The sequence below is a fragment of the Clostridia bacterium genome (assembly GCA_034926675.1).
Classification (GTDB): domain Bacteria; phylum Bacillota; class DTU025; order DTU025; family DTU025; genus JAYFQW01.
In genome coordinates, this window is the sequence record JAYFQW010000004.1 from 23,663 (window position 1) to 41,711 (window position 18,049).

12 protein-coding genes are annotated in these 18,049 nt (G+C 58.5%); 3 read left to right on the top strand and 9 right to left on the bottom strand.

Going from position 1 to position 18,049, the window contains the following annotated elements; translation table 11 throughout:
* Positions 1-78: 78 nt before the first annotated feature.
* The 9 genes from dmpG to VB144_02205 all read right to left on the bottom strand — a co-directional run bounded on the left by dmpG (position 79) and on the right by VB144_02205 (position 9,886).
* A complete protein-coding gene (gene dmpG, locus VB144_02165; GenBank protein ID MEA4882461.1) occupies positions 79-1,095 on the bottom strand; it encodes a 4-hydroxy-2-oxovalerate aldolase in 1,017 nt (338 codons plus the stop codon).
* The gene (locus VB144_02170; protein MEA4882462.1) at positions 1,092-1,973 is read right to left on the bottom strand and encodes an acetaldehyde dehydrogenase (acetylating); all 882 of its coding nucleotides are present in this window, start codon (positions 1,971-1,973) and stop codon (positions 1,092-1,094) included. Before VB144_02170 ends, dmpG begins: the two co-directional genes overlap by 4 nt.
* 27 nt (positions 1,974-2,000) lie before the next feature.
* Complete coding sequence (locus tag VB144_02175) at positions 2,001-2,771, bottom strand: fumarylacetoacetate hydrolase family protein (protein MEA4882463.1); 771 nt, start codon at positions 2,769-2,771, stop codon at positions 2,001-2,003.
* Positions 2,772-2,892: 121 nt separating this feature from the next.
* Positions 2,893-3,672 carry an IclR family transcriptional regulator gene (locus VB144_02180; protein ID MEA4882464.1) on the bottom strand — a complete coding sequence of 260 codons (780 nt, stop codon included), beginning with the start codon at positions 3,670-3,672 and terminating at the stop codon, positions 2,893-2,895.
* A 36-nt stretch (positions 3,673-3,708) separates the two neighbouring features.
* Positions 3,709-5,376, bottom strand: coding sequence for an FAD-dependent oxidoreductase (locus tag VB144_02185; protein ID MEA4882465.1), 1,668 nt, complete (start codon positions 5,374-5,376; stop codon positions 3,709-3,711).
* 169 nt (positions 5,377-5,545) lie between these two features.
* Complete coding sequence (locus tag VB144_02190) at positions 5,546-6,127, bottom strand: C-GCAxxG-C-C family (seleno)protein (protein MEA4882466.1); 582 nt, start codon at positions 6,125-6,127, stop codon at positions 5,546-5,548.
* Between the two features lie 50 nt (positions 6,128-6,177).
* On the bottom strand, positions 6,178-6,774 hold the full coding sequence (locus VB144_02195; GenBank protein MEA4882467.1) for a C-GCAxxG-C-C family protein: 597 nt from the start codon (positions 6,772-6,774) through the stop codon (positions 6,178-6,180).
* A gap of 22 nt (positions 6,775-6,796) precedes the next feature.
* Entirely contained in the window at positions 6,797-8,464 is a 1,668-nt protein-coding gene (gene ilvD, locus VB144_02200; protein MEA4882468.1) for a dihydroxy-acid dehydratase, read from the bottom strand.
* Positions 8,465-8,536: 72 nt separating this feature from the next.
* Positions 8,537-9,886: an SLC13 family permease gene (locus VB144_02205; GenBank protein ID MEA4882469.1), complete on the bottom strand. Its 1,350-nt coding sequence runs from the start codon at positions 9,884-9,886 to the stop codon at positions 8,537-8,539.
* Positions 9,887-11,166: 1,280 nt separating this feature from the next.
* On the opposite strand from VB144_02205, the gene VB144_02210 reads away from it, so the two are divergent.
* The 3 genes from VB144_02210 to VB144_02220 all read left to right on the top strand — a co-directional run bounded on the left by VB144_02210 (position 11,167) and on the right by VB144_02220 (position 17,877).
* Positions 11,167-13,314 carry a class I SAM-dependent DNA methyltransferase gene (locus VB144_02210; GenBank protein ID MEA4882470.1) on the top strand — a complete coding sequence of 716 codons (2,148 nt, stop codon included), beginning with the start codon at positions 11,167-11,169 and terminating at the stop codon, positions 13,312-13,314.
* A gap of 239 nt (positions 13,315-13,553) precedes the next feature.
* Complete coding sequence (locus tag VB144_02215; GenBank protein MEA4882471.1) at positions 13,554-14,846, top strand: restriction endonuclease subunit S; 1,293 nt, start codon at positions 13,554-13,556, stop codon at positions 14,844-14,846.
* A complete protein-coding gene (locus VB144_02220; protein MEA4882472.1) occupies positions 14,833-17,877 on the top strand; it encodes a type I restriction endonuclease subunit R in 3,045 nt (1,014 codons plus the stop codon). The genes VB144_02215 and VB144_02220 overlap by 14 nt, the downstream gene beginning before the upstream one ends.
* Positions 17,878-18,049 lie beyond the last annotated feature (172 nt).

The following is an 18,049-nucleotide window of genomic DNA, read 5'->3' on the forward strand; positions in this document are numbered from 1 at the left end:
TACCGAATCATGTTGCCGCAGTGTCAGTGGATTATGCCTGTCGCCGGATTACCCACGAAGCCCGCCCTATCTCAAAGATCACCTTCCGGAGGCTCTGGAGAGCTCATACGCCACATCGATAATCGTGTCTTCCTGCCCTCCGACTATCTTGCGCCGTCCGAGTTCCGCAAGGATATCCCGGGGGTCGACCCCGAATCTCTTAGCCGCCCGATGGGTGTGGAGCAGGAAGCTCGAGTACACTCCGGCGTACCCCAGCATCAGGCTGGCGTTGGATACCTGCTGAGGGCGCTGCATGAGCGGTTCCACAACTTGCTCTGCTGCGTCCATTGCCTTATAGAAATCTACTCCAGTGTCGTACCCGGCTCTGTCGAGCACTCCCGCCAGCACTTCGGTTGGAGCGTTGCCCGCCCCTCCGCCCAGCCCGCGCAGGGTAGCATCAACGTATGTGGCTCCGGATTCGATCGCAGCCAGCGTATTTCCGATCGCCAGCATGAGATTGTTGTGTGCGTGGAACCCGACGTCCACGCCGAGATTCTCCTTCACCAATCCCACTCGCGCCCGCACGTCATCTGGCATCATGGCGCCGGCGGAATCCGCGATATAGACGATCTCGGCCCCGTAGCTCTCCATCAGCTTCGCCTGCTCCAGCAGCTTCTCAGGCGAGACCATGTGGCTCATCATCAGGAAACCGACCGACCGCATGCCCAGGTCCCGTGCGAGCTTGATGTGCTGCTCGCTTATGTCTGCCTCGGTCGCGTGCGTAGCTACTCTCACCGCAACGGCCCCATGATCCCTGGCCATCTTGAGGTCTTCCTGAGTACCTATGCCGGGCAGCAAAAGCACCGCAAGTTGGGAATTGCTGATGACTCCGGCAACAGCCTTCAGGTATTCCTCGTCTGACGCCGCAGCAAACCCGTACTGCACCGATGACCCTCCGAGCCCGTCTCCGTGGCTCACCTCGATCATCTCCACCTTCGCGGCGTCGAGCGCGGTCGCTACGCGCCGGGCCTGGTCCGGCGTGAACTGGTGGCTCACGGCGTGCATCCCGTCTCGCAGAGTTGTGTCGACTATATGAATTCGCTTGCGCATCGTCATGCCTTGCAGTCTCCCTTCTTCAGGAGGTTCGCTGCCAGCCTCTCTCCCACAGCGCAGGCCGCAGCGGTCATTATGTCGAGGTTCCCGGAGTATTTGGGGAGATAGTCCCCCGCCCCGACCACCTCGACCATAACGGTGACCCTGTCCTCCTCAACTAGAGGATCGAACTTGAGACGGTATCCCGGGACATAAGACTGCACCGTCTTGACCATCTCGCGCACTGAAGCGACGATCCGCTCACCGTCAGGTTCATCCACAATAGCATAGACCGTGTCTCGCATTATGATGGGCGGCTCGGCCGGGTTCAGGATGATTATGGCCTTGCCCTTTTCGGCTCCGCCAACAGCGCAAAGCGCCCTGGCGGTGGTTTCAGTGAACTCATCGATGTTCTGCCTGGTGCCTGGGCCAGCGCTCTTGCTTGCTATTGTTGCGACTATCTCGGCATACTTCACCCGGGAGGCCCGGTTTATCGCCGCCACAATCGGAACCGTAGCCTGGCCTCCGCAGGTGACCATGTTCATGTTGTGAGTGTTCAGATGCGCTTCCGCGTTAACCGCCGGGACCACGTATGGACCGACGGATGCGGGCGTAAGATCCACAGCGAGCTTGCCCGCGCGTTCTAGCAGCGGAGCGTGAGCCAGATGCACCTTTGCGCTCGTAGCGTCAAACACGATCGCGATTTCGGGGTCCTCCAGAATAGGTCCAATCCCATCCGACGTAGTCTTGATGCCGAGCTGCCCAGCGCGCCTGAGACCCTCTGACGTGGGGATAATCCCCGACATCATGCGCAACTCCATGCGTTTGCTTCGAAGAATCTTATACATGAGATCGGTCCCGATGTTGCCGGGGCCGACAATAGCGACTCCTACTCTGTCCAAAACCTTAGCCTCCCAAAGACATCTCGGCTAACGGAAGCGCGCCGTTACGGTTCCCAAATGACCAAACTCGGCGCACACGGCGTCTCCAGGCGACACAGGCACTGCAGCGGTGATGGCCCCTGAGAGCACCACCTCGCCAGCCTTGAGGCCCACGCCGAACTGGCCCAGCTGGTTGGCGAGCCAGGCTACTGCCGATGCCGGATGGCCGAGCACAGCAGCGCCGGCGCCCGTCGACATGATCTCGCCGTTCTTGCGCAGCACCATCCCCGTCAGTCGTAAGTCGAGATCTCGAACACTGACTAGCCTGCCGCCCAGCACCAGGCGGGCGCTGGATGCGTTGTCGGCCACAGTGTCCTGAATGCGTATCTTCCAGTTCTCTATCCTCGAATCGACAATCTCGATGCAGGCTATCACAGCGTCCGTCGCCCGCAGAACATCGTACGCCGTGACGCCAGGGCCATGAAGATCCGTCTGAAGGACGAATGCTATCTCACCCTCGGCCTTGGGCTGTATCAGCTCGGATGAGTCGACGGATTCGAACTCGTCTACTACCATGGAACTCAGCAGGATGCCGTAGTCAGGCTGGCAGACGCCAAGAAGCGCCTGCATCGGCTTGCTCGTCAACCCGATTTTCTTGCCCACTATCCTGTCTCCCGACTGTGTCTTCCTGTGAATCGTCTCTGTTTGAACCGCATATGCGTCATCAATAGTCATTTCAGGCAAGCCCACAGTAATCTGCGCAATCGGCCGGCGCTGCAGTTCAGCCTCGATCAGCCGTGTTGACAGATCCCGGATCATCTCCTGACCCAGTCCTGCACAGCAGGAAATGCCCTCATGATCCAGACCATCCATTCCGGACTTCCTCCTCGTTCCTTTCATACTGCCCGCCGCTTGCTGCCTGCTGCCTTCACAGGCCAGGTCAACCGCGACCGCCCAGTTGTCTCGAGAGTCGTTCCGCCGCCTCTTTGACTGCGAGAGCCATCTCTCGCATCCTTGCCTCATCCATGCGCGACGAAGGCCCGGAAATGCTGATAGCTGCGACGGGACGCCCGGTATGATTCGTGACTACAGCTGACACACACATCACGCTCTCATCGAACTCCCCGTAGTCCTCCGCGTAGCCCTGTTTCCGGATCTTCCGCAGCTCCTCCCTGAGGAGCCCCATGTCGGTCATGGTGCTGCTAGTGAATGCCTTCAGCTGCTTCCCTTTGTACAACTCTTCGACTTCATCATCCGTCATCTCGGCGAGAAGCGCCTTGCCAACCCCTGTGCAGTAACATGGGAGCCTGGTTCCCACTTTCGAGGCTATCCGCACCGACCGGGCCGACTCTCTCTTCTCTACATACACCACATCGGGTCCGTTTCGCACCACGAGGTGGCAGGTTTCCTGGTACTTCTCCACGAGGGATTCCATAATGGGGGCGGCCAGGGACTGGAAGTCCATTTCTTCTATGATTCGGTGGCCCATTTCGAACAGACGAATGCCCAACCGGTATTTCCCGGTAGAAGTGACCTGCTCGACCAGACCACGCTGTGCAAGTGTATTCAGAATCCCGTACACAGTGCTCTTGTGCAGGCCGAGTTCTCGTGACAGATCACTCACTCCAAACTCGCCCTTGCTGCGTTCCAGTGCCTCAAGTATATCCACAGCGCGCATGACTGATTGGACAATGTTGTCTTGTTTTCCCCGACCGCCCACTGCTGTACCCTCCGTGACGCCAGTCCGGAAGAGGAATCAGTTCGTCTCCCGGTTGCTGATAATCCATGAAAGCCAGGCTCCGCTCAGGTTTCTCACATCGGCGAAGCCGCGTTGGGTTAGAATACGCGACGCGATATACGACCTAATGCCCGTCCTACAGTACACGACCGTTGGCCGCGCAGGGTCAAGTTCTCCGAGCCTGCGCCGGAGCTCATGCAGAGGCATATGCACCGCCCCCGGTATCATCCCTCGGCGGGCCTCCTCATCGGTCCTTACATCCACCAGCTGCAGAGCTGGGTCGTGAAGAATCTCCGCAAGACGAGATGAAGTGATGTTGCGCACTTCGTCTCTTACGATATTGCTTGCCGCCATCCCTGCCATGATCTCAGGGCCTTTGGCGGACGAAAACTGAGGCGCGTAGGCAAGGTCCAACTGCTCCAGGTCAAACACTGTCAGGCCAGCATATATCGCCGTCGCGAACACGTCTATCCGCTTGTCCACCCCAGCCTCTCCGGCTACCTGCGCTCCTAGCAGACGGCCTGTGTTCGACTCGACCGTCAGCTTTATGTGAAGCTCCGTACTGCCCGGGTAGTATCCGGCATGGTCGCGCGCGTAGTTATCCGACACGAAATGCGGAATGCTCGCTATTTCTGCGTCGTGCTCGGAAAGGCCTGTCTTTGCCACTACCGTCCGCCCGACGCGCACTATGCACGTTCCCAGAACCCCGCGGAAGACGTAATCAGCGCCAGCCGCGTTGGCGCCGGCCACCCTTCCCTGCTTGTTAGCGGGACCGGCGAGCATGCTCAGAACGCGCCTGCCGGTGAGCAGTTCCTCGCTCTCAACACAGTCTCCGGCTGCGTATATGTCAGAGTCGCTGGTCTGCATTCTATCGTTTACTGCGATTCCGCCAGCCCTGCCCATTTCAAGGCCTGCTCCGACAGCCAGTCTCGCATCAGGCCTCATGCCCGTCGCTGCCAGCACAAGCGAGCACGGCACCCTAACACCGCTTCCCAGCGCAGCGCCGGTTACGCGGTCGCCGTCCAAATCCAGTCCGACCACGGTGTCGCCCAATATCACTCTGACTCCCAGCCTGTCGAGTTCTTCTATCAACCTGTTGGAGAACTCAGCATCGACAACTGGCATCACCTGAGGGAGCCGCTCTACCAGTGTCACCGCGATGCCTCGCGCCGTAAGAGCTTCTGCGACTTCGAGCCCGATGAATCCTCCGCCAATGACCAGAGCCTGCTGCGGTTCGTCTTCTCGCAGGCATGCGCACGCCGCATCTACGTCTGGCACGGTTGAGAGAGTGAAGACGTTGCGCAAGCCGTCATGCAGTCCCTCGATATTCGGCACTACAGGCCGGCTTCCGGTAGCTAAGACAAGACGGTCGTAGTTCTCCGTGAATACTTGCCCGCTCTGAACGTCGCGTACAGTGAGCGTCCGCTTCTTCCTGTCGATTCCCTCAATGCTATGCAGTGGGCGGGCATCGATGTTGAACCAACCGTCGAAACGTGAGAATGGAACGACAAACAGATCCTCACGCTTCTCTATCTCGCCTCCTAGAAAGAATGGGAGCCCGCAGTTGGCGTAGGAAAGGTGCGGTCCCCTGTCGTATATCACGACTTCCGCGTCTTCGCTTATCCTTCGCGCCTTCACAGCGGCGCTGGCCCCTCCGGCGCCTCCGCCTATAACCACTATTCTCATAGCAAACCTTCCCTTTGTGGACCTTCGCCTTTTCGCAGTGAGACTTCGCACTGTAGACACTAGCCTCTGGATGGAGCGTGTCTCCTGGCGGCGGGGACCTTCCCTCGACAGGCAGGTTCCCCGCTCGCCCAGAACGGCCCCGGCATGAATATCGCCGGCCTGAATCTGACTAGCCGTGCAGCGCTTTCATCTGCTCTAGAGTCCTCGGGTTATCCAGTATATCCAGTATATACCCTACAGTCCAGCTCGCTGCTAGAGCAATAGTGCATCTATCCTTGCACAGGCATCCCCTGGCCTTTTCCTCTTTGGCGAATTCGGCCTTGGCAACCGGGTTCCACGAGTCCCACCACTTGCCCCACCGATTCCATGTCACGTCGCGGCACCGCAGTCCGCCATACTCATGCATGAACTGTTTGCCGATGGTCTCCGCAACGTTGTCGAACGCGATCCAACGGTTCATCTTGTCCTCCAGCTGCTCCTGACGACCTATCCCGGAAGCAAGGCTGATCGCGAAAGCCGTACCGGCCAGGGCGCCGCATGTGCCCCCGCCCAGGTTTCCGGTTCCGCCGGATAATCCGATAAGCCCCTTGAATATCTCGTCCTGCTCTTCTTTAGAGACCAGCTCTACGCCCTCTTCCCTGAGGGCGTCCAATGTGGCGCTGAAGCTGGATTGTGCGCAACCCCAGTACTTGGTAGTGTACTGCGCTGCGAGTTCCCTTGCGCGCCGCATGCATCTCTCTTTATCAGCCACGTCGATCTCCCTCTCTCTCGGCTTGCTCGGCGATTCTTGGTGTGCGACTTCTACTTCTCGTGCTCATCTATGACCCAGGTGAGATCCTGAGGATTGTGCACCATGTCCCATATGCGCTCGGTGGCCCATCCGGCTCCGTTGGCGATAGTGCACGCCCCGGGCGTCTGGCAATTGTGCTTGCTCGCGCATCCAAAAAGCTCCTTGTTCCTGCCAGGAACTCGAGAATCGAACGCCATGCCGAATATCTTGAGCTGCATGTCGCGACAGACAATCGAGCCGTACTTCTCGATGAATCTGTTGGCCACACCATCGGCCACGTTGTAGTAAGCGATCCATCGCAGCCCCTTGCCCTGCTGTTCGGTTACTTCTCTAGTGATGTTGCATGCCAAGCTAACTGCGAACGATGCTCCGGTGACAGCGCCGCAGGTTCCAGTATTCATATTCCCGACTCCCGCGGTCAATCCGACGAGCCCTCTGAACATGGTGTCTTCCAGTTCCGGAGTTGCGAGTTCCATGCCGAACTCGCGCAGCGCATCAACTGCAGCTGCAAAGGAGCAATGCGCACAGCCGACCAGGGTGGTCTGGTACTCCACGGCAAGCTCTCTTGCCCTCTGGATGCATTTCTCCCTGTTACCGTTGGTGTCCATGATTGTCCACTTCCCCTCAGTACTAGTTCTGTCCTCGAAACACCGCCCCGGTGCTAGCGGATGTAGCTAGTCTTGAATACACGCTCAGGTAGCCTTTCTTCACCTTGGGCGCAGGAGGTCTCCAGGCATCCAGTCTGTCGCGAAGTTCCTCATCCGGCACGAGCACATTGAGCTTCTTCTCCGGAATGTCGATCTCGATGATGTCGCCCTCCTGCACTACCGCTATTGGGCCGCCCGCCATGGCCTCAGGCGATATATGGCCGATGGCGATGCCTCTGGTGGCGCCGGAAAACCGACCGTCCGTAATCAAGGCCACGTCCCGGCCCAGGCCCAGTCCTACCAGCGCGGCCGTCGCCATCTGCATCTCCCGCATTCCAGGCCCTCCCATTGGCCCCTCGTAGCGGATCACAACAACGTCTCCTTTGTTGATCTTGTGTCCGAAGATGGCCTCCTCAGCCGCCTCTTCCGAGTCGAACACCCTGGCTGGCCCTTTGTGATGCCACGCTTCGCGCGCCACTGCACTCCGCTTGACCACGGCGCACTCGGGAGCCAGATTCCCTCTGAGCACAGCGATTCCGCCCTGGGCATGATAGGGATTATCCACTGGCCTGATCACGTCGGGCCGCCGAACCTGAGCGTTCCCCAGGATGCCTCCGATGCTCACCCCGAGCACGGTCTGCGCGTCCTCATGTATGAGGCCTAGTTGAGAGAGCTCCTTCATGACCGCCGGCACGCCCCCGGCTTCATACAGGTCCTGAAGGTGATGCGATCCAGCAGGGCTCATGTTGCACAGGTGTGGAGTCTTCTCGCTGAGTTCGTCGAACAGGTCGAGGTCGACGTGCAAGCCCAGTTCGTGAGCGATAGCCGGAAGATGCAAGACCGTATTGGTGGAACCGCCAAGAGCCATGTCCACGGCGATGGCGTTCTCAAACGCATCTCGGGTCATTATGGACGAAGGCTTCACACCCGTGCGCAGCAGGTCCATTATTCTCATGCCTGCGGTTTTGGCAAGACGGATCCTCTCTGCATACACAGCCGGAATGGTCCCATTGCCCGGCAGGCCCATTCCCAGCGCCTCGGTGACGCAGTTCATGGTGTTAGCGGTGAACATCCCAGCGCACGATCCAACAGTCGGACAGCCTCTGTTCTCGTATTCTCGAAGCCCCTCGTCGTCAATTCGCCCGGCTGCATACATTCCTTGAGCTTCGCCCACTCTGCTCACGTCGATATCCTCACCGCACAGCCTGCCCGCAAGCATCGGGCCCCCGCTGATCATTATCGACGGGATGTCGAGCCTGGCCGCAGCCATCAGCATTCCGGGCACAACCTTGTCGCAGTTGGGTATGAGCACGAGGGCGTCTAGCTGGTGAGCACAGGCCATGATCTCAACGGAATCGGCGATGTGCTCCCTGCTGGGCAGAGGATACCTCATGCCGCCATGTCCCATGGCCAGACCGTCGCAGACGGCGATCACCGGAAACTCCACCGGGGTTCCGCCAGCCATCCGTATCCCTGACTTGACGGCCTCCGCGATCTGATCCAGATGCTGGTGGCCTGGCACTATCTCGTTCTGCGAGTTGGCAACGCCCACTAGCGGGCGCGACAACTCCTCATCAGTGTAGCCGTTCGCCTTGAGCAGCGACCTGTGCCATGCCCTCTGGTAACCTTTCTTGATCTCGTCGCTCTGCATTTCGATACCTCCGTAAGCAGTAAGCGAGCTTAGTTGCCATCCTCGCCTAGCCCGATCCAGCCGAACTCTGACCTACAGGGCCGGGAAGAGAAGCTGGCCGATGACGATAAACACCATTGCCACAACCGCCACTATTGTACAGGTGAGAGTGTAGGTCTTGAGTCCCCCCGAAGTAGTGAATCCGGCTGTTTTGGCAGTGACCCAGAAACCGGAGTCGTTTATGTGGCCCAGGGCGATGCCGCCAGCGGAGGCCGCCATCGCTACCCAAAGCCCGCCGCCTCCCGTCTGTTGGAGCATCGGCGCCAGTAGACCGGCTGTGGTGATCATGGCGACAGTTCCAGACCCCTGTGCAAGCTTGATCAAGACCGCGACGATGAAGGCCAGCACCACCGGCGCAAGCCTCAGCGACTTGCTCGCAGCCACCATCACGCTGCCGATGTCGGTCTTGCCCAGAATCGCACCGAGCGATCCTCCCGCGCCTGTTATGACCAACACAACGCCTGCTGCAGACATTGCCTTGCCGATGGACTTGTCGATCTGGTCATGGCCTATTCGAGTTGAGGCGAGCACGTATGCAGCAATGGTGCCTGCTAGCATGGCCACGGTCCTATCGGACACGAACTTGACGACGGCAGGCACGTCTTTGCCGTAGATCGCCTGGCTTACAGTGCCGATCAGGATGAAGATCACCGGAAGAGCTATCGGAAGCATCGAAGCGAAAAAGCCCGGCAGTTCCTTGGAATCGAGAGTGGCGCTTCCGGCGCCGGCCATTATGTCGATGTCGACATCCTTCGCTGGATTCCAGAATCCGGGTCTGTCAACGAAGAAAGCCTTGTATACCAAGACTGATGCGATGAGTATGGGGATGCCAATCACGATGCCTACCCCTATCATCGTGCCTAGAGGAACACCGAGGATTGCGGCGGAAGCCAAGGGGCCCGGCGTTGGGGGCACGAAGCAGTGCGCTATTCCAGCACCTATCACTAGAGCGCCGACATAGTATTCGAGCTTCATCTTCGTCATCTGCGAAAGGCTAGCTGCAAGTGGAACGAGAATCACGAACACCACGTCGTAGAAAACCGGTATGGACACCAGAAAGCCCGTGAGCGCCAGCGCCCAAATGCTCCCCTTGATCCCGGTGAGCTTAAGGAAGGTTGATGCGATTGACTGAATGCCGCCTGAGATCGCGACTAATTCGCCCAGCATTATTCCGAATGCGATTGTGAGACCGATACCACCCATTGTGCCGCCGAAGCCTTGCGATACGGTCTGAACAGTCACGTCCAGCGGCAGCCCACATGCGATTCCCATGTAAAGCGCACCGATGACCAGAGCTATGCCCGCGTTGAGGCGGAGTTTCATGATCAGGAACAGCACCAGGAGAATAGTGATGACCAGGTGGACAATTACCATGGAATTCATGTGCTTTCCTCCTACTATTGTTGCCACATCGGATCAGTTCTGCGACCCTTGCCAACAAGACGATAGACAGATGCCATGGTAGATGGTTGTATCGCCCCCCTTTAAGCCGACGCACCGCATTTGACAATCCTTTGGCAGAAGGCGCCGCCGAGAGGCTGCACCATCCGTTTGCTATTGCCAAACAGCGTTTCGGTTAATAGGCATCCGCAAAGAACACAAGCACAATACCGGTGATACTGACACGCATGCTGATGGAGTAGTGTACCCGCTCAGTTGGGTATGGCATTGCCAAACGCCGTTCTGATTTCGGCTATATTGTATCGTACCAGTACCGACTGTCAATACGTATCTCGACTTGCGCAGAGCGTCTGTGATATTGTCACCCCGTAACGCGACTGAGATAATGTCACCCATGAACAAGGGGGACGTCATCCTGACGGAAAATGCCTCGAGCTTTCACTGAATGCGCTCCAGATGCTCTCCCGCACGCTATGTGCTCGGAAACGCGAGGCACACGCGCTATCTATATGCGAGGCACACGCTCACGCATGGCGCCCAGAGGCGCGAGGCGCACAGTCTTGCTTGATGGCGCGACCAGAGAGATGGTCCGAACTGATCCAACGGGTGGTCAATATCACTCCACCAAAGAGCAGAAGCTGAACCGCAAGTATCCACCCAGCGTCGCTCACCCGTCGGCGACCTCCATATCACGAAGAGACTGCGGCCAAAGCCGGGGAACCTGGGCTCAGGATGGCTCGACACGCCATCAAAACACGTCCTAATGACGTAGTTGGTCAACTGCAGTCCAGCGAAACGCGAAGGCCGCAAGAAGAGTGACCAGGGGGTGGATCAAGACGGTCCATCCTTGGATGGGCGTGGCATCTCGACAAGGAGAGCGCGGTGCGTGATCCGCCCGGCCCAACGCCGCTAGCACTCGCGCAGCTAGGCCCCTGGCGAACGGGTGTGGCTCGTCGCTCGTCAGATTCGGCTCCAGAATGCTCAGGGCTGCGTCGAACTCCTCCTGGGCCAGACAACCTTCCGCCTGTCGAGATAGCTTAACAGACACCCCCCACACAGTTCCGACATAGACATCACTCCATCCTTGGCATACAGCAGCGTTCAGCATGACACTCCACCGCTCATGTTGCCGCGGAATCGGGGGATTATCCATGTAGCCGGATTACGCAGGAGTCTGTATGGAAAAGGCGAAACCTATTGAATTGGAGATGCTTGACATAGCGACCGTCACAGCAGCTATCGCAAGGATGGTGCATTGACCAATGGTTGAGAACGGACTGAATTGGATCACCAATTTCATCTGGGGAATTGCCGATGATGTCTTGCGCGACGTATATGTGCGCGGCAAGTATCGAGATGTTATCCTTCCCATGACGGTTCTTCGCCGCCTCGACGCGGTGCTGGAGCCTTCCAAGCAAGCTGTTTTGGTCATGAAGGGACACCTAGACGAGGCGGGCATTGTGAACCAGGACGTGGCGCTGAAGAATGCGGCTGGCCACGCTTTCTATAACATGTCTCCCTTCACCCTGCGTGATCTCCAGACCCGATCAAGGGCCCAGCAGCTCAGGTCGGACTTCGAGGCATATCTGGACGGATTCTCGTCCAACGTGCAGGAGATCCTGGACAAGCTCAAGTTCCGAAACCAGATCCCCACGCTCGTTGAGGCCGACATCCTGGGCAGCTTGATCGAGAAGTTCCTCGATACGTCTATCAACTTGAGTCCGAACCCCGTATTGAACGGCGATGGCTCGGAGAGACGCCCCGGGCTGGACAACCATGCCATGGGCACGATCTTCGAAGAGCTGATTAGGCGGTTCAACGAGGAGAACAACGAGGAAGCCGGCGAACACTTCACACCGCGCGATGTGGTAAGGCTCATGGCCGACCTGGTTCTTCTACCCATCGCCCATCAGATTGAGTCCGGCACATACCTCGTGTACGACGGTGCGTGCGGCACCGGCGGCATGCTCACTCTTGCAGAATCCCGCCTCGTCGAACTCGCTCGCGAGCATGGAAAGGAAGTTTCAATCCACCTGTACGGACAGGAGGTCAACCCTGAGATCTACGCTATCACAAAGGCGGACTTGCTGCTGATGGGCAAGGGAGACGACGCGGACGGGATCCACTTGGGCTCCACGCTCTCGCAGGACGGCTTCCCCGCGCATGATTTCGACTTCATGCTCTCCAACCCGCCCTACGGCAAGAACTGGAAAGCCGACCTGGACCGCATGGGCGGGAAAGACAGCATCAAGGACCCCCGGTTCATCGTGGAACATGCCGGCGATCCAGAGTTCAGCCTGATAACCCGCTCCAGCGATGGTCAGCTAATGTTCCTCGTAAACAAGCTCTCCAAGATGAAATCAAACACTTCGCTCGGCCTCGGCAGCCGCATCGCCGAAGTCCACAACGGGTCGTCGCTTTTCACAGGCGACGCCGGCCAAGGGGAGAGCAACATCCGTCGGTGGATCATCGAGAACGACTGGCTCGAGGCCATCATCGCCCTTCCGTTGAACATGTTCTACAACACGGGCATCGCGACGTACATATGGGTGCTTACAAACCGCAAACCGGAACACCGCAAGGGCAAAGTTCAGCTCATCGACGCCGCCCAGTGGTTCAGCCCCCTGCGCAAGAACCTGGGCAGGAAGAACTGCGAGCTGTCGGAAGAAGACATCAACCGCATCGTTCAGGTCTTCCTCGCATTCGAGGAGACTGAGCAGTCCAGAATCTTCCGCAACGAGGCCTTCGGCTATCACAAGATAACAGCCGAACGGCCCCTCAGGTTGAAGGTTGACCTGTCGGAGTCCAGGCGCGCCCGGTTCCGCCTCGCCTGCAAGACCGCAGGCGAGGAGCCCCTAGCCGACCTGGTCGACTGCCTGTCGCAAACCCTTGGCCCCGGGCCGCACATGGACTTCAACGTCTTCATGGCCCACGCGCAGGATGACGCTGACCGATGCGGCGCCAAGCTCACAGCCAGGCGCCAGAAGCTGCTCCAGTCTGATCTGTCGGAGAAAGACGAGGCCGCGGCGCCGGTCTTCAAAAGGATACACAGGTCAGGCAGAACAGTGCCTGATCCGCTGCATGGCCTATTCCCTGCTTTGGTGGACGGCAAGCACTGCGCAGTTGAGTATGAGCCCGACACCGAGCTCCGCGACACCGAGCAGGTTCCGCTCCTGGAGGAGGGCGGCATTGAGGCGTTCTTCAGCCGCGAGGTGCTGCCATATGTCCCAGACGCCTGGATAGACGAGAAGGCCACCAAGACCGGATACGAGATCTCGTTCACCCGATACTTCTACAAACCCCAGCCACTGCGCACCTTGGACGAAATCCGCGCCGACATCGAGGCCTTGGAGCGCGAGACCGATGGGCTGCTTCAGCAGATCATGGTGGAGACGGAGGCAGGCCGATGACCGTGAGGCTAGGGTTTCCGAATGAAGCAGAATATTCTCGTTACGTCGTCAGAGCAAGCGTCAACAGCCAGGCGTGGGCGCTCGCATGTCCCCCGAGGTGGCGACATAAGCGTCTTCGGATGCTATGCAGGATCAACCCAGCGAGAAGCACATGTCCTAGCGGTAACGGTAGTGCCCTAGTGTCATTTCTTCCGATGGAGCTGGCCAAAGCGAATGATCCCCACTTCAGGACGAGAGCAGTGTCGCTAGCGGACGTGTCAAATGGATTCACGCCCTTTCTGGACGGCGATCTACTGATAGCCAAGATCACACCGTGCTTTGAGAATGGGAAAGGCGGAATCGCATGCAACCTACATGGCGGTTTGGGTTTTGGGTCAACGGAATTCCACGTACTAAGACCTGGTTCCGAGATAGATGCACGATTCTTGTACTATGCAACGCTATCTCGACCGTTCCGTGACGTCGGCGCAAAGATGATGAAGGGTTCCGCAGGCCAGAAGCGCGTCCCCGCTGAGTTCTTGGCCGATTTTGTGATGCCGCTTCCGGATATTGAAGAGCAAAGGCTTGCAGCCAGGTTTCTAGGTGGAAACGGTCAGCTGGTAAGCCACCTCATCCGCGCCAAGCGCCGGCAGATCGACCTTCTCAACGAGCAGAAGCAGGTCATCATCCACCGGGCCGTGACCAGAGGGCTCGATCCTGACGTTCGGCTCAGACCATCGGGCATCGACTGGCTATCAGGCATTCCTGAACACTGGAAATCGGTTCGTGCAGGAACCCTGGCGTCCTCGCTCCAGACCGGGCCTTTCGGCAGCCAGCTTCACGCACAGGAGTATCGGTCAAATGGCATACCAGTCATCAACCCATCTCACATGGCAAATGGGAAGATCTGTCCTGACCCAGAGTGTGCCATTGGTCCAGAAAAAGCCGCACAGCTGTCTCGACACCGCTTGCGAGTTGGGGACATTGTGTTTGCACGGCGCGGGGAGCTTGGAAGATGCGCGCTTGTCGGCGATCAGGAGGCAGGTTGGTTCTGCGGCACAGGTAGCCTTCGCATGAGACTAACAGATCAAGTAGCTCACCCCGAGTACATGCTCCAGCTGTTCCTTTCGAAGGGCGTTGCCGAATGGCTGTCTCTACAGTCTGTTGGAGCGACAATGGATAACCTCAATACGGGTATTCTTGCGCGACTACCACTACCACTGCCCCCGAAGGATGAACAACGGGCTATTATCGACTACCTCAGCACGCAGCGAGCGATGATCGATGGAGTCATTGGGCGTGTCCAACGCCAAATCTCCCTCCTCCAGGAATACCGCACTCGCCTCATCGCCGACGTGGTCACTGGCAAGCTGGACGTTCGCAACGCAGAACTGGCTGGTTTCGACGGGCTCGAAACGCCGGACGACATAGAAGCGTCAGAGGAATCCTATGACAAATGCGACAACAACGCGGACGATGGCGATACTGCTGACGCCGCCCGCTCGACGGACATAACCGACCACGAGGAGGTTGACGCGTATGTCGACGACTGATACCAGCGAGAAGGGCCTGGAAAGCTTGATCGTCGCGTCGCTGACTGGACAAGCACAGCTCGTGGATGCGGCTACGGCTGCATCGGCGATGGAGGATAGAGCTTCGGGCGCGTACCCAGACGGTGTACGGGAGTCAGCTGCTTCGTACGCGGGGGGTGGCTACGTGCTGGGCCGCTCAGCGGATTACGACCGCGATCACGCTGTGGACTTGGCCAAGCTCCTTGCATTCCTGCGCGCAACCCAGCCTCGTGTCGTCGATCAACTCGGTCTGGATGAGGAGGGGCCCAGGCGACTGGCTTTCCTCGCCCGCCTTCAGGGCGAGATCGCCAAACGGGGCATTGTGGACATCCTGCGCCGGGGCATCAAGCACGGCCCGGCATCGGTGGACCTCTTCTACGACACCCCCTCTCCCGGCAACGCCAAAGCCGCTGAGCAGTTTGGGGCCAATGTCTTCAGCGTCACCCGTCAACTGCGGTACAGCAAGGACGAGACCCCGCTGGCCCTGGATCTCTGCCTATTCGTCAATGGACTACCGACAGCCACCTTCGAACTGAAGAACAGCCTGACAAAACAGACGGTCGAAGATGCCGTTCAGCAGTACATGAGGGACCGCGACCCGCGGGAACCGCTGTTTGAGCTAGGCCGCTGCCTGGCGCATTTCGCCGTGGACGATCAAGAAGTGCGCTTCTGCACCCACCTGAAGGGCAAGGCCTCATGGTTCCTGCCGTTCAACAAGGGCTACAACAACGGCGCCGGCAACCCGCCCAACTCGAGCGGCATCAAAACAGACTACCTGTGGCGGCAGATTCTGACCCGCGAGAGCCTGACTGGCATCATCGAAAACTACGCACAGCTAGTTGAGAACAAGGACCCCCACACTGGCAAACGCAAGCGTACACAGGTATTCCCCCGCTTTCACCAGCTCGATGTGGTGCGTAAGCTTCTGGAGCATGTGGGTCAGCACGGCGTCGGCCACCGATACCTCATCCAGCATTCAGCCGGCAGCGGTAAGAGCAACTCCATCGCATGGCTGGCCCATCAGCTCGTGGGGCTAGAGCGCGACGCCAGGCCCGTCTTCGATTCAGTCATCGTCGTAACTGACCGCAAAGTCCTCGATTCTCAGATCAAGGGCATAGTCAAGCAGTTCGCCCAGGTGTCGGCCACAGTCGGGCATGCTGAACACTCTGGGGATCTCCGGCGATTCCTGGCCGCCGGCAAGAAGATCATCATCACCACTGTGCAGAAGTTCCCGTTCATCCTCGACGAAATCGGTGATGAACACAGAGTGCGCTCCTTCGCCATCCTGATCGACGAGGCCCACTCCAGCCAGGGCGGGCGCACCGCAGCCCAGATGAACATCGCGCTCTCCAGTCACGGCGAAGCACCCGATGAAGAGACTGTGGAAGACGCTATCAACCGCATCATGGAAGCGCGGAAGATGCTCACTAATGCCAGCTATTTCGCCTTCACCGCGACGCCCAAGAACAAGACGCTCGAGATCTTCGGCGAGGCTTTCCCAGACGGCGACAAGGTCCGGCGCCTGCCATTCCACACGTACACGATGAAGCAAGCCATCCAGGAAGGCTTCATCCTGGACGTGCTGCAGAACTACACGCCGGTCGAGAGTTACTACCGGCTGATGAAAAAGGTAGAGGACGACCCCGAGTTCGACACCAAGAAGGCTCAGAAGAAGCTCAGGCGGTTCGTTGAGTCGAACGACCATGCCGTCCGCACAAAGGCGGAGATCATGGTGGACCACTTCCACGACCAAGTTGCCGCCAAGCAGAAGATCGGCGGCGAGGCCCGCGCCATGGTAGTCACCGGCAGCATCGAGCGGGCAATCCAGTACTATTGCGCCGTCAGCGACTACCTCCGGGAACGCAAGAGCCCGTACGGGGCCATAGTTGCATTCTCGGGCGAACACGAGCACGGGGGCATAATGGTTACGGAGGCGTCGTTGAACGGCTTCCCGAGCAACCAGATCCCGGACCGCTTTCGCGAGGATCCATACCGCTTTCTGATATGCGCCGACAAGTTTCAGACAGGCTACGATGAGCCTCTGCTTCACACGATGTACGTGGACAAAGCTCTCTCCGGGATCAAGGCGGTGCAGACCCTGTCGCGGCTAAATCGGGCTCACCCCAGGAAGTACGACACTTTCGTGCTGGATTTCCAAAACGACGTCGATACGATTCGTAAGTCTTTCCAGGACTACTACCAGACCACGATCCTGAGCGAGGAGACCGACCCTAACAAGCTGCACGACCTCAAGACGGACCTCGACAACTACCAGGTGTACAACGGCGGCCAGATCGGCCGTCTAGTCCAACTCTACCTAGGCGGCGCCCAGCGTGACAAGCTCGACCCCATCCTCGACAGCTGCGTAGATGTGTACGTCCGCGACCTGGATGAAGACGAGCAGGTGGACTTCAAGGGCAAGGCAAAGGCCTTCGCGCGGACATATGGATTCCTGGCCTCGATCCTGCCGTATTCTAGTGCCGACTGGGAGAAGCTCGCTGTCTTCCTCAACTTTCTCATCCCCAGGCTGCCGGCGCCGATGGAAGACGATCTGTCCAAAGGCATTTTGGAGGCCATCGACATGGACAGCTACCGGGTGGAGGTCCGCTCAAACATGAACATCCGGCTAGACAACGTCGACGCTGAGATCGACCCAGTCCCAACAAGCGGCGGCGGGCACATGCCCGAGCCCGAACTCGACCGCCTAAGCAGCATTCTTAGGGACTTCAATGACATGTTCGGCAATGTCGACTGGAAAGACAAAGACAAGATAGGCCGGGTCATCGCCCAGGAGATCCCGGTGAAAGTAGCGGCCGACAAGGCATATCAGAATGCCATGAAAAACTCCGACAAGCAGAACGCCAAGATCGAGCATGACAAAGTGCTTCAGCAGGTGATACTGGAGATGTTGTCGGACCACGCTGAACTCTACAAGCGGTACAGCGATGACCCGGATTTCCGGAAATGGCTCAGCGACGCGATATTCGCTGCAACATACAAGGCGGCTGTGTAGGCGGCTGTGGGAACGGTTGGGCGACTGGAGCCGACATTCCCCCGTCAGAGCCCTCTGCTGCTGACGGAAGTACTCCTTATTGGTACGCCTTCATGGCTCGCGTGTGAGTCCTGCCACGATGAACACAGAAGCAGATCACAGTCCTGCCCGTCCTAGTGCTATGCCCTCCCGT

Bases quoted from the DNA above. Each gene is read 5' to 3' on its own strand.
- VB144_02175 (MEA4882463.1), bottom strand. From the start codon at position 2,771: ATGATCCGGGATCTGTCAACACGGCTGATCGAGGCTGAACTGCAGCGC.
- VB144_02220 (MEA4882472.1), top strand. From the start codon at position 14,833: ATGTCGACGACTGATACCAGCGAGAAGGGCCTGGAAAGCTTGATCGTC.
- VB144_02195 (MEA4882467.1), bottom strand. From the start codon at position 6,774: ATGGACACCAACGGTAACAGGGAGAAATGCATCCAGAGGGCAAGAGAG.
- VB144_02205 (MEA4882469.1), bottom strand. From the start codon at position 9,886: ATGAATTCCATGGTAATTGTCCACCTGGTCATCACTATTCTCCTGGTG.
- ilvD (MEA4882468.1), bottom strand. From the start codon at position 8,464: ATGCAGAGCGACGAGATCAAGAAAGGTTACCAGAGGGCATGGCACAGG.
- VB144_02185 (MEA4882465.1), bottom strand. From the start codon at position 5,376: ATGAGAATAGTGGTTATAGGCGGAGGCGCCGGAGGGGCCAGCGCCGCT.
- dmpG (MEA4882461.1), bottom strand. From the start codon at position 1,095: ATGACGATGCGCAAGCGAATTCATATAGTCGACACAACTCTGCGAGAC.
- VB144_02210 (MEA4882470.1), top strand. From the start codon at position 11,167: ATGGTTGAGAACGGACTGAATTGGATCACCAATTTCATCTGGGGAATT.